The sequence below is a fragment of the Aeromicrobium sp. Leaf291 genome, from assembly GCF_001423365.1.
Lineage (GTDB): Bacteria > Actinomycetota > Actinomycetes > Propionibacteriales > Nocardioidaceae > Aeromicrobium.
The window spans coordinates 691,193-702,254 of record NZ_LMNM01000002.1; the positions used below are offsets into that span (position 1 = coordinate 691,193).

Annotated in this window: 14 protein-coding genes; 6 read left to right on the forward strand and 8 right to left on the reverse strand. The window is 71.9% G+C overall.

Annotation, left to right across the window (positions count from 1 at the left end; translation table 11 throughout):
* Positions 1-9 precede the first annotated feature (9 nt).
* Positions 10-885 (reverse strand): MoxR family ATPase, encoded by an 876-nt coding sequence (locus tag ASF35_RS12945; protein WP_055968169.1) that lies wholly within the window; start codon positions 883-885, stop codon positions 10-12.
* A gap of 36 nt (positions 886-921) precedes the next feature.
* On the opposite strand from ASF35_RS12945, the gene ASF35_RS12950 reads away from it, so the two are divergent.
* Positions 922-1,320, forward strand: a complete 399-nt coding sequence (locus tag ASF35_RS12950) for an SRPBCC family protein (protein WP_156364791.1) — start codon at positions 922-924, stop codon at positions 1,318-1,320.
* Positions 1,321-1,329: 9 nt separating this feature from the next.
* Positions 1,330-2,640, forward strand: a complete 1,311-nt coding sequence (locus ASF35_RS12955; RefSeq protein WP_055968175.1) for a M20/M25/M40 family metallo-hydrolase — start codon at positions 1,330-1,332, stop codon at positions 2,638-2,640.
* A 57-nt stretch (positions 2,641-2,697) separates the two neighbouring features.
* On the opposite strand, the gene ASF35_RS12960 is transcribed toward ASF35_RS12955, so the two are convergent.
* Positions 2,698-2,901, reverse strand: a complete 204-nt coding sequence (locus ASF35_RS12960) for a DUF5703 family protein (protein ID WP_369797013.1) — start codon at positions 2,899-2,901, stop codon at positions 2,698-2,700.
* A 1-nt stretch (position 2,902) separates the two neighbouring features.
* On the reverse strand, positions 2,903-3,862 hold the full coding sequence (locus tag ASF35_RS12965; RefSeq protein ID WP_055968178.1) for an aldo/keto reductase: 960 nt from the start codon (positions 3,860-3,862) through the stop codon (positions 2,903-2,905).
* 48 nt (positions 3,863-3,910) lie between these two features.
* Here ASF35_RS12965 and ASF35_RS12970 point away from each other — a divergent pair, with 48 nt between their 5' ends.
* Together ASF35_RS12970 and ASF35_RS12975 are read left to right on the forward strand one after the other, a co-directional pair.
* On the forward strand, positions 3,911-4,750 hold the full coding sequence (locus tag ASF35_RS12970; protein ID WP_055968181.1) for an undecaprenyl-diphosphate phosphatase: 840 nt from the start codon (positions 3,911-3,913) through the stop codon (positions 4,748-4,750).
* Between the two features lie 10 nt (positions 4,751-4,760).
* Positions 4,761-5,453, forward strand: a complete 693-nt coding sequence (locus ASF35_RS12975) for an SDR family oxidoreductase (RefSeq protein WP_235499154.1) — start codon at positions 4,761-4,763, stop codon at positions 5,451-5,453.
* A gap of 3 nt (positions 5,454-5,456) precedes the next feature.
* Here the strand turns inward: ASF35_RS12975 and corA are convergent, their stop codons facing one another.
* The 3 genes from corA to ASF35_RS12990 all read right to left on the reverse strand — a co-directional run bounded on the left by corA (position 5,457) and on the right by ASF35_RS12990 (position 7,599).
* The gene (gene corA, locus ASF35_RS12980; RefSeq protein WP_055968186.1) at positions 5,457-6,416 is read right to left on the reverse strand and encodes a magnesium/cobalt transporter CorA; all 960 of its coding nucleotides are present in this window, start codon (positions 6,414-6,416) and stop codon (positions 5,457-5,459) included.
* A 78-nt stretch (positions 6,417-6,494) separates the two neighbouring features.
* Positions 6,495-7,328, reverse strand: coding sequence for an FHA domain-containing protein (locus ASF35_RS12985; RefSeq protein WP_055968189.1), 834 nt, complete (start codon positions 7,326-7,328; stop codon positions 6,495-6,497).
* A gap of 1 nt (position 7,329) precedes the next feature.
* Complete coding sequence (locus ASF35_RS12990; protein WP_055968192.1) at positions 7,330-7,599, reverse strand: hypothetical protein; 270 nt, start codon at positions 7,597-7,599, stop codon at positions 7,330-7,332.
* A gap of 126 nt (positions 7,600-7,725) precedes the next feature.
* Here ASF35_RS12990 and mshC point away from each other — a divergent pair, with 126 nt between their 5' ends.
* Positions 7,726-8,943: a cysteine--1-D-myo-inosityl 2-amino-2-deoxy-alpha-D-glucopyranoside ligase gene (gene mshC, locus ASF35_RS12995; RefSeq protein WP_055968195.1), complete on the forward strand. Its 1,218-nt coding sequence runs from the start codon at positions 7,726-7,728 to the stop codon at positions 8,941-8,943.
* Positions 8,944-8,986: 43 nt separating this feature from the next.
* Positions 8,987-9,460: a hypothetical protein gene (locus ASF35_RS13000; RefSeq protein WP_156368040.1), complete on the forward strand. Its 474-nt coding sequence runs from the start codon at positions 8,987-8,989 to the stop codon at positions 9,458-9,460.
* Here ASF35_RS13000 and ASF35_RS13005 read toward each other — a convergent pair.
* Positions 9,450-10,151, reverse strand: coding sequence for a DUF2786 domain-containing protein (locus ASF35_RS13005; protein WP_055968202.1), 702 nt, complete (start codon positions 10,149-10,151; stop codon positions 9,450-9,452). The two genes, ASF35_RS13000 and ASF35_RS13005, sit on opposite strands and share 11 nt — an antisense overlap.
* Positions 10,152-10,179: 28 nt before the next feature.
* Entirely contained in the window at positions 10,180-11,025 is an 846-nt protein-coding gene (locus ASF35_RS13010) for a PAC2 family protein (RefSeq protein ID WP_235492966.1), read from the reverse strand.
* Positions 11,026-11,062 lie beyond the last annotated feature (37 nt).

The window sequence follows — 11,062 nt, forward strand, 5'->3', positions numbered from 1 at the left end:
CGGGCCCGCTCAGGCCTCGAGGACCGCGCGGACGTCGAGCGCGTCGCGCGCCTTGTCGATGTCCTCGCGATGCTTGAGCACCACGCCGAGGGTCTGGTCGACCGCCTCGTCGTCGAGCCGGCCACCGAGCGCCAGCAGCGTCTGCGCCCAGTCGATCGTCTCCGAGACCGACGGCGCCTTGCGCAGCGGCAGCGCGCGCAGGGCGTTGACGACCCGCACGAGGGACTCCGAGACGGCGTCGTCGAGGCCGGGCGCCTTGAGCGCGACGATGCGCCGCTCGAGCGCGGCGTCGGGGAAGTCCACGTGCAGGAACAGGCAGCGTCGGCGCAGCGCCTCGGACAGCTCCCGGGTCGCGTTGGACGTGAGCACCGCGAACGGTCGTCGCGTGGCACGGATCGTCCCGAGCTCCGGCACGGTGACCTGGAAGTCACCCAGGACCTCGAGGAGCAGACCCTCGATCTCGACGTCGGCCTTGTCGGTCTCGTCCACGAGCAGGACCGTGGGCTCCGTCCGTCGGATCGCCGTGAGCAGCGGCCGGGGGAGGAGGAACTCCTCGCTGAAGACGTCCGTGCGCGCCTCGTCCCACGACTCGTCGCGCCCGGCCGTGATGCGCAGCAGCTGCTTGGCGTGGTTCCACTCGTAGAGGGCACGCGCCTCGTCGACGCCCTCGTAGCACTGCAGGCGCACCAGCTCCGCGCCCTGCGACTCGGCCACGGCACGCGCCAGGTCGGTCTTCCCGACGCCCGCCGGACCCTCGACCAGCAGTGGCTTGCCGAGCACCGACGCGAGGTAGACGGTCGTGGACACCGCGTCCGATGCGAGGTAGCCGACCTCGGCCAGACGTTCGGTGACGTCCTGGACCGAGCTGAAGTTCGTGGTGGCCATCGTGCCCCTTCCGGCATTGGTGCCTACCATCGTGCCGTGGGAGCTTTCGAGGTCGTCCGCGAGGTACCGATGGCACCGCCCGACGTGTTCGCGCGGCTCACCGACTGGGAACGTCATGGCGAGGTCGTCCCGCTCACACGGATCAGGCCGAGCGACACGGGGTTCGTGGCGCGCACGGCCGTGGGACCGGTCGGCTTCGACGACGTCATGGACATCGTGACGTGGGAGCCGCCGACCTTCTGCCGCATCGAGAAGCGTGGCCGGGTGGTCAAGGGCTGGGCCGAGCTGTCGGTCGAGCCGACGACGTCGGGATCGCGTGTCCGGTGGCGCGAGGAGGCCCACTGGCTCGGCGTCCCGCGGTTCGCCGCCGGCGTCGAGGAGGCCGCCGGTCGTGCGCTCTTCGGCCGCGTGGTCGACCATCTGCTGCGCACCTAGGATCGACGCATGGGGACTCCTGAAGCGCCGTACGCCGTCGACACCGAGGTGCTCGACATCTGCCGCGACCTGATCCGGCTCGACACGTCGAACTACGGCGACGGGAAGGGCCCCGGGGAGCGCAAGGCCGCCGAGCACGTCGCCACGCTGCTCGCCGAGGTGGGCATCGAGTCCGAGATCATCGAGGCCGCGCCCGGTCGCGCCAGCCTCGTGGCCCGGTGGGGCGACCAGACGTCGAGCCGCGACGGACTCCTCGTGCACGGGCACCTCGACGTCGTGCCCGCGCAGGCCGACGACTGGTCGGTCGATCCCTTCGCCGGAGAGGTCAAGGACGGCTACCTGTGGGGACGCGGCGCCGTCGACATGAAGGACTTCGACGCCATGCTGCTGTCGGTGGTGCGGGCACGTCAGCGTGCGGGCGCCGTCCCGGACCGTCCCATCACGCTCGTGTTCACCTCCGACGAGGAGGCGGGCGGACGGGAAGGGGCCCACTGGCTCGTGGAGCACCGCCCCGACCTGTTCGAGGGGTGCACCGAGGCCATCGGCGAGGTCGGCGGCTTCTCGATCGAGGTCGGCGGCCAGCGCCTCTACCTGATCGAGTCCGGGGAGAAGGGCATCAGCTGGATGCGCCTGACGGCCAGGGGCACGGCCGGGCACGGGTCCATGCGCCAGCCCGACAACGCGATCACCCACCTCGCCCACGCGCTCGTGGCCATCGGGGAGCACGCGTGGCCGGCGACTCCCGGACCGTCCATGGAGCTGCTCCTGGCGAAGATCGCCGAGCTCACCGGAGACGACGCGAACGACCCCGACGCGCTCCTGGCGCACGTCGGTCCGGCGATCCGCATGCTGGGCGCCGGGCTGCGCAACTCCACCAACGCCTCGATGCTGCAGGCCGGCTACAAGCACAACGTGGTCCCGGGGGAGGCTGTCGCCTACGTGGACGGCCGGTACCTGCCCGGCCACGCGGAGTCCTTCATGCCCGCCGTGCAGGAGATCGTCGGCGACCGGGTCAGCGTGGAGCCCTACATCCTCGACCGCGCCCTGGAGTACCCGTTCCGCGGCGACCTGGTCGACGCCATGACGGTCGCGCTGCACGCCGAGGACCCCGACGCACACATCGCGCCCTACCTGATGTCCGGCGGCACCGACGCGAAGGCGTGGGACAAGATCGGCATCACGTCGTACGGCTTCACGCCGCTTCGCCTGCCGGGTGACCTGGACTTCACGGCCTTGTTCCACGGCGTCGACGAAAGAGTTCCGGTCGACGCGCTGGAATTCGGCTCCCGGGTGTTCGATCGCTTTCTCGACCTGGTCTGACGCGCTCCCGGAGCACGAAAAGAATGTGCTGATCTTGGAATATCAGCAATAAATCAATTAGATGGTGGCGCGCACGCGGATGATCTTGCGCCGCAGCCTGATGGTGCGCCGCCCCGAGGGGTCCTTGCGGAGCCGGTCGAGCTCCCAGCCCTGGAACTCGGCCGCGTCGGTGAGCAGCCGACAGACCGCCGAGCGCGACTGCGTCCGTGGCAGCGCGAAGTCCCAGAACTCGTACTCCACCGTCGCGTTGCGCAGGGCCACGTCAGTCCTCCCAGGCGTGGGGTGCGGAGACGTCGTCGAGGGCCGAGACGATCTCCGCGGGCAGGTCGAGGGTCTCGGACGCGAGCAGCGTCCGCAGCTGGGCCGTCGTCCGGGCGCCGAGCAGCGTGGTGGCGACCGTCGGCCGTTCCCGCACCCAGGCCAGGGCCACGTGGGCGGGGGAGACGTCGAGTCCCTCGGCGGCCCTGACGACGGACTCGACGACGGGGGCGCACTCGGACGACAGGTACGGCGCCATGAAGTGCTCCCACTGCGGGACCGCGGCGCGGGAGTCCGAGGGGACGCCGGAGCGGTACTTGCCGGTCAGCACCCCGCGGGCCAACGGGGACCAGGCGATCGTGCCGAGCCCGAGGTGCTGTGCGGCGGGGACGACCTCGTCCTCGATCGTGCGGTTGAGCAGCGAGTACTCGACCTGGTGGGAGACGAGCAGCGGACCGAGCGCCCGCGTGGCCGAGGTCCGGGCCACGCCGACCTGCCACCCGGAGAAGTTCGACACGCCGACGTACCGCACGCGACCGCTCGAGACGGCGTGCTCCAGTGCCGCGAGGGTCTCCTCCCACGGCGTGAGCGGGTCCCAGGCGTGCAGCTGCCACAGGTCGAGGTGGTCGGTCCGCAGCGCACGGAGGGAGGCGTCGAGCTGGGCGAGCACGTGGCCGTGCGAGGCGTCCGAGACGACCTGGCCGCGGCGCAGGCCCACGACGGCCTTGCTGGCGAGCACCACGTCGTCGCGCACTCCACGCTTGGCGAGCAGGTCGCCCACGAGCGCCTCGGCCCGACCCTCGCCGTAGACCGGAGCGGTGTCGACGAAGGTCCCACCGGCCTCGAGGAACGCGGTGAGCTGGTCCTCGGCCTCGAGCTCGTCGACCTGCGACCCGAAGGTCATGGTCCCCAGGCCCAGTCGCGAGACCTGCAGACCGGAGTGGCCGACGTGACGCTCCTGCATGGCAGCACCCTAGTCGGGCCCCTGGCGCCCGGCGTCTAGGCTCGCAGGGTGGATGTCCTGCGATCTGTCGTGCTCGGCCTCGTCCAGGGGCTGACGGAGTTCCTGCCCATCTCGAGCAGTGCCCACCTGGCGATCATCCCGCGGTTCCTCGGGTGGGAGGATCCCGGGGCCGCCTACACCGCCGTCGTGCAGATCGGCACCGAGCTGGCGGTGGTCCTCTACTTCTGGCGCGACATCTGGACGATCGGCACGGGCTGGCTCAAGGGTCTCGTCTCGGCCGACGCGCGGGCCCTGCCGGAGTGGCGCATGGGCTGGTTCGTCATCATCGGGTCCCTGCCGATCGTGCTCGTCGGTCTCGCCCTCGAGGACCTCATCGACCGCGACTTCCGGAACCTCTGGGTCATCGCGACCATGCTCGTCGCCCTCGGCATCGTGCTCGGCATCGCCGAACGGGTCGGACGACGCACCCGGCCCATCGAGTCCCTGACCCTGACGCACGCCATCGCCCTCGGCCTGGCGCAGGCCGCTGCGGTCGTCCCAGGGGTCTCCCGCTCCGGCGCGACCATCAGCATGGGCCTGGTCCTCGGCTACGAGCGGGCCGCGGCCACGCGGTACGCCTTCCTCCTGGCCATCCCGGCCGTCGTGGGCGCCGGCCTCTACAAGCTCAAGGACGTGCCCGGCGGCGAGAACGCCTACGGGTGGGGCCCGACCCTCGTGGGCACGGTCGTCTCGTTCGTGGTGGGGCTCGCCGTCATCCACTGGCTGCTGCAGTACGTGAGCAAGCACTCCTACGCCCCGTTCGTGGTCTACCGGATCGCGCTCGGCACCCTCGTGCTCGCCCTGCTGGCCTTCGGCGTCATCGGTGCCGGCGTCTCGACGTCGGCCTGAGGTGGTCGACGTGAGCCGCCCCACCGCCCTCGTCACCGGAGCCTCCCGCGGCATCGGTCTCGCCGTCGCCGAGGACCTCGCCCGCACGCACGACGTCGTGCTGGTCGGCCGCGGCGCCGACGGCCTGCACGCGGTCGCGGACCGCCTCGCCGGTGCCGCCGTCCTCGTCCTCGACGTCGCGGACGAGCACGCGGTGGACTCCGCCGTCCTGCCGGACCGTCTGGACGTCCTCGTGCACGCGGCCGGCATCTCGGAGCACGGCACGGTCGAGGAGGTCTCGCGCGGCGACTGGCGCCACGTGTTCGAGACCAACGTCTTCGGCGTGGCGCACCTCACGGCTCGCGCCCTCCCAGCACTCCGTGGCGCGAGCGGCACGGTCGTGCTGGTCAACTCCGGTGCCGGCCTGTTCTCCACCCCCGGGAACAGCGTGTACTCGGCCTCGAAGTTCGCGCTGCGCACGTTCGGCGACTGCCTGCGTGAGGAGGAGCGCGAGAACGGGGTGCGGGTGGTGTCGATCCACCCCGGCATCGTCGACACCGACATGGGCCGCGCTGTCCTCGAACGTCGTGAGGGCAGTCGCCCCGAGCGGATGATCGCTCCCGAGACGATCGCGGCCGCAGTCCGCACCGCCGTCGACGCACCGCCCGAGGCCCAGTTCGAGACCGTCTCGATCCGCCCCACGCTCGACCCGAAGGGTCCCTGAGCGCTACAGCCAGCCCGACTTCTTGAACCGGCGGTAGATGTAGAGGCAGAGGCCGCCGATGAGGGCGAGGCAGAGCGGGTAGCCGTAGGTCCACGTGAGCTCGGGCATGTGCTCGAAGTTCATGCCGTAGATCCCGGCGATCGCGGTGGGGACGGCGAAGATCGTGGCGCCCGCGGTGAGCTTGCGCATGTCCTCGTTCTGCTGGACCGAGAGCTGCGCCAGGTGGGCGTTGAGCGCGTTGTCGAGCAGGTGGTCGATCGCGTCGATCGCCTCGGCCGCCCTCGCGAGGTGGTCGGCGATGTCGCGGAAGTAGGGGCGGGCGTCCTCCGGGACGGCCACGCTCGCGAACCGCTGCACCGGCTCGCGCAGCGGCAGCACCGCGCGACGGAACTCGAGCGTCTCGCGCTTGAGCCGGTAGATGCGCGTCGAGTCGCTCGTCCGCTCGGTGGAGAAGACCGAGCTCTCGACCTCCTCCACGTCCTGCTCGAGCTCGCGGGCGACGTCCTCGTAGTGGTCGACGATGGTGTCGATGACGGCGTGGAAGGCTGCTGTCGGCCCGTGGGACATCGCGTCGCTGACGGCCTCGGCACGCTTGCGCGCCTCGCGCAGCGACTCGCCACCGTGGCGGACGGTCAGCAGGAAGTGCCCGCCGAGGAACAGGTTCACCTCGTGCGTACGGATGTCGTCGTCGCTGTAGGTGACGCTGCGCAGCGACGCGAACAGGTGGTCGGAGTACCGCTCGACCTTCGGGCGCTGGTGCGCCTCGAGGGCATCCTCCACGGCGAGCGGGTGCAGGTCGAGGGCGCTGGCGACCCGGCTCAGCTCGTCGGCACGGGGATTGGCCATGCCGATCCAGATGAACTCGCCCGCACCGAGGGTCGCGAGGGTCTCGCGCAGGGCGTCCGCGTCGTGGGAGGTGTCCTGACGGGCACCGTCGCGGTAGGTGGCGCAGTCGACGATCACGTGCTCATTCTGGCCCCACGAGGCCGATCCGCTTCGCGACGTGCCGCACGGCCCGCCGCGGATCACCTCGGGGAGGGTTCAGCGCTGGTAGCGAGGCGGGTCCTGCGGACGCTGGTGACCGAGCTCCCCGCCGATGCGTCCGCCGAAGGGGCGACCGTGGTCGGCGAACTCGTCGCGCACGTAGGTCAGGCGCCACGGGCCCATCTCGATGCGACACCCCGTCCGCAGCGTCTGCACGGGGAGCTCGCGACCGTTGACGAAGGTCGGAGTCTGGCGTCCGCGGGCACCGATCACGTACTCGTCGGTGTCGGTGCGCGTGATGACGGCCTGCAGGTCGCTGACACCGTCCAGGCACAGGTCGGCGTCCGCGGTCGACCCGACCGTCGTCTCGCCCAGGGCCAGGTGGTGGACTCGCACCTCGCGGCCCGTGGCCGGGACGCGGGTGTCGGACAGGTACAGACGAGGGTGTCCGCCGCCGTACGGGTCGTGGGTGGTCGTGACGCGTCGCCGCGCCCACGGCGCCGTCGGCAGGTCGGGCCACGCGATCGGGGGCGGGAGCGCGAGAGCGTCGCCGGCGCCGGTGACCGCGCGTGCCTTGAGCCGGGCCGCGGCGCGCCAGCGCACGATCTGCACGTGGGAGGTGCCGGTGGCCAGCCTGTGCCAGAAGCGCTCGCGGACGGCGCCGAGACGCAGGATCGGGCCGACCTCGTCGGCGATCTCCAGGACGACGTCGGACTCGGCCAGGCGACGTGCGACCGTCCGGAAGTCACCTCCGGTCCGCCCGGCGGCGAAGGCACCCAGGTCGGCGGTGCGGAACGAGACGCGTCGGCCCACGGCCGTGACCTGGGCCGTCACCGGCGTGCCCCCGGGCGTGGCGACCTCGACGTCGACGAGAGCGCGCAGTCCGCTCACGTCAGCCCCGCGCCGGGTCCGCGCCGGGCATCTCGTCGTCGCTCGTGGTCACCCTGACGGTGCCGTTGAACTTCCAGAGGGCGCGCGGGGCGTCCGGGCCGGTGTCGCGCGGCACCTCGACCTCGAGGTCCTTGAGCTCGTAGCTCACGGCAGCGCCGCGCCCGGTCAGGTACTCCCACATCTCCCGCCCGAGGTCGGTCCAGTCGGTGACGGGCTGGGGGCCGGACGTCTGGCCACTGAGGTCGCGGGGCGAGGACGGTGTGCTGGTCATCGGGGGCTCCTTCGAAGCGGGTCCCTCCAGGGTGACGAGGCTCACACTCGACGGCAACTCGAACGGGGACGTCCCGCTCGAGGACGCGACGGGCGAGCGTCGTGCCCCGACGGATACGCTCGACCCATGCGTGCCTGGACCGGTCCCGAGATCCCCACGATCGATCCAGCGGCTCGGGACGAGATGCCCACGCTGCGTCTGCACGACACCCGGTCGGGCTCGCTCGTGGACTCCGTTCCCGAGGGCACGGCCCGGCTGTACGTCTGCGGCATCACGCCGTACGACGCCACCCACCTCGGGCACGCCGCCACCTACCTGACGTTCGACCTGCTGCAGCGCCAGTGGCTGGCCCGCGGGCTCGACGTCGTCTACACGCAGAACGTCACGGACGTCGACGACCCGCTGCTCGAGCGGGCCGAGGCCACCGGGGAGGACTGGCAGGCGCTGGCCGAGCGGGAGACCGAGCTGTTCCGCACCGACATGACCGCCCTGCGCATGCGGGCCCCGCAGCACTACGTGGGCGCGGTGGAGTCCATCGACCTCGTCACCGACCTGGTCGCCCGCCTCGGCGAGTCCGTCTACCGGGTCGACGACGACCTCTACTTCGACGTGCACGCCGACGCCGCCTTCGGATCGGTCTCGAACCTCGACGAGGAGGCCATGCGGGCCGTCTTCGGCGAGCGCGGGGGAGACCCTGACCGCGCGGGCAAGCGCGACCCCCTCGACTGCCTCGTGTGGCAGGCCCCCCGCCCGGGGGAGCCGTCGTGGGAGTCCCCCCTCGGGCCGGGGCGTCCGGGCTGGCACATCGAGTGCGCCGCCATCGCCCTGCAGCACCTCGGGACGGACTTCGACGTGCAGGGCGGAGGCTCCGACCTCGCCTTCCCGCACCACGAGATGTCGGCCTCGGAGGCTCGCGTGGCCACGGGCGAGGAGTTCGCCCGCGCCTTCGTGCACGCCGGCATGGTCGGCCTCGACGGCGAGAAGATGTCCAAGAGCAAGGGCAACCTCGTGCTCGTCTCGGCACTGCGCGAAGCCGGCACCGACCCCATGGCCGTCCGGCTCGCCCTGCTGGCCCACCACTACCGCGGCGACTGGGAGTGGTTCGACACCGACCTCACGCAGGCCGAGGACCGGCTGCGCCGCTGGCGCACGGCCGTCGAGCGTCCGACCGGGGCTCCGGCCGGCGCGCTCGTCGCCGACCTGGCAGCAGCTCTGTCGGACGACCTCGACGCGCCCCGTGCCCTCGAGGCCGTCGACGCGTGGACCGCACTCGACGGCACCGACGCCGAGGCGTCGCAAGAGGTCCGGGCCGCGGTCGACGCCCTGCTCGGCGTGGCGCTCTAGCACTCACGACGAGACGAACCGCCGGCTCGGGACAGAAGGGGGTGTGAGCCCCTCTCGACGTGTGGTCGTCCTCGGCTCGACGCTGGGGCTGCTCGCACCGCTGGGCGGACCTGCGCCTGCGGGTGCCCTCTCCTGCATCGGGCTCGCCGAGCAGCGACCGACCTCGCTCGTCCTCGCGGTCGTCAGCCATCTCCGGCCAGTTGGGTCGGGCGATCCCGCGCTCCTCTCCGTCGAGGTCAAGGAGATCTGGGTGGGCAGGGACGTCGCCGCCGAGGTCGAGCTCCGCCATTGGCACGCCGGCGGTGGACCGGCCCTGCGCACCGGAACCTGGGTGGTCGCTGCGCTGGACGCGGGCGGAGAGACCAGCCCGTGCTCGGTCGTGCCGACCGCACTGCTCGACATCGGGTCGATACGTCCCGAGCACCCTCGTGCGCCGGGGCGGGCACGTCCCGGCTGGTGGTCCGCCACGAGCACCGGCGCGTTCCTCGGCATCGAGTCGGCCGTCGTCAGGGGGTGAGCGACGTGCCGCGGCCCAAGTCGGCCCGCTCACCGCTGGCGTAGCCGTGGTCGATGCCGGTGCCGCTCAGGCGACGTCGGGGTGCCCGGCGCAACGATCCGTAGCGCTCGTGCATGACCTGCTCGACCTCGTGGCTGCGGTCGGCGAGCACCATCTCGACCGAGGGCTCGCCGTCGTCGCGCCCGGCCTGTGCCTGCGCTCGTGCGTCGTCCTCGACGGTCCGCAGCCGCACGTAGACCGCCTGGGAGAACCCCTGCCACCAGGACCGCTTGAACGCGGCGACGTGCTCGCCGCGCGGGATCTCGACCCGTGCGAGCTCGTGGGCGGCCTGGAGCAGCAGGCTGGTGACCAGGATCTCGGTGCACCGGACGTCGGCCTCGAGCCCGAAGACGTGCACCGAGATACAGGGCTCGGCACCCACCAGCACCGACTGGCAGCGCATCGCGTGGGCCACGTGCACGGCGAGGGTGGCCTTGTCGCGCACGTACGGCGCGTCGAGACGGACGAAGGCGTCGACGATCCCGACGGCGCGATGCCCGTCCTTGGCCAGCAGCGCGGCGTCGATGCCGTACTGCGCCATGAGCCGCTCGGCCTTGTCGCGGCACGACTGCGCCTCGGCCGGCGTCGCCCCGGGGTCCTCGGCCAGCACCAGCAGCTGACGGATCTTGCGGAGCTTGGCGTCCTCGCTCACGCCTCGACGACCCTCAGGCGAGGCCCGCTCATGGCCCGCCGTCGACGTTGCGCCGACGCAGGTACCGCTCGAACTCGCGCGCGATCGCGTCGCCGCTGGCCTCGGGCAGCTCGTCGGTGGTGTGCTCGCTCTCCAGCTCCGCGACGTACTCGGCGATCTCGGGATCCTGGCCCATGAGGTCGTCGGCGCCGTGCTGCCACGCCTGCGCCATCTCCTCCAACGACCCCTGGGGGAGCGCGACACCGACCGCATCCTCCAGGGCGCCGAGCAGCGCGAGGGTGGCCTTGGGACAGGGCGGGTCGGCCACGTAGTGCGGCACCGCCGCCCACAACGAGATGGCGGGAAGGCCCTCGGCCGAGGCCACGTCGCCCAGGACCGCGTTGATGCCGACCGGTCCGACGTAGCTGGACGGGCGGAGCGAGAGACGCTCGGCGAGGACCGGGTCGATGGTGGAGCCGCTCACCGGCACCGGCCGCGTGTGCGGGGTGTCGGCCAGCAGGGCACCGAGCGTGACCACCTCGGTGACCCCGGCCAGCCTCGCCAGGCCGAGCACGGTCGAGCAGAAGCCCTTCCAGCGGAAGTTCGGCTCGGGCGCCTTGAAGAGCAGCACGTCACGGTCCGACGACCGGGGGCGGGCGTGGAACAGCGTCGGCGTGGGCCAGTGCAGCACCCGCGCGCCGTCCTCGTCGGGGTGGACGATCGGGCGCGAGACCTGGAAGTCGTAGTAGTCCTCCGGGTCGAGCTCGGCCAGGACCTGCGCGTCCCACTCGTCGACGAGGTGGTCGACGACGGACGACGCGGCGTCACCGGCGTCGTTCCAACCCTCGAACGCCGCCACCATCCAGGGATCGTTCAGAGGGGGGATCGACTGCACGTCACCACCCTACGGGCCCGGCGGGGGTGCCGGGCCC

Excerpts from the sequence above, each read along its gene's own strand:
- ASF35_RS12945 (WP_055968169.1), bottom strand. The coding sequence starts at position 885 with ATGGCCACCACGAACTTCAGCTCGGTCCAGGACGTCACCGAACGTCTG.
- mshC (WP_055968195.1), top strand. The coding sequence starts at position 7,726 with ATGCGTGCCTGGACCGGTCCCGAGATCCCCACGATCGATCCAGCGGCT.
- ASF35_RS12990 (WP_055968192.1), bottom strand. The coding sequence starts at position 7,599 with ATGACCAGCACACCGTCCTCGCCCCGCGACCTCAGTGGCCAGACGTCC.
- ASF35_RS12955 (WP_055968175.1), top strand. The coding sequence starts at position 1,330 with ATGGGGACTCCTGAAGCGCCGTACGCCGTCGACACCGAGGTGCTCGAC.
- ASF35_RS12965 (WP_055968178.1), bottom strand. The coding sequence starts at position 3,862 with ATGCAGGAGCGTCACGTCGGCCACTCCGGTCTGCAGGTCTCGCGACTG.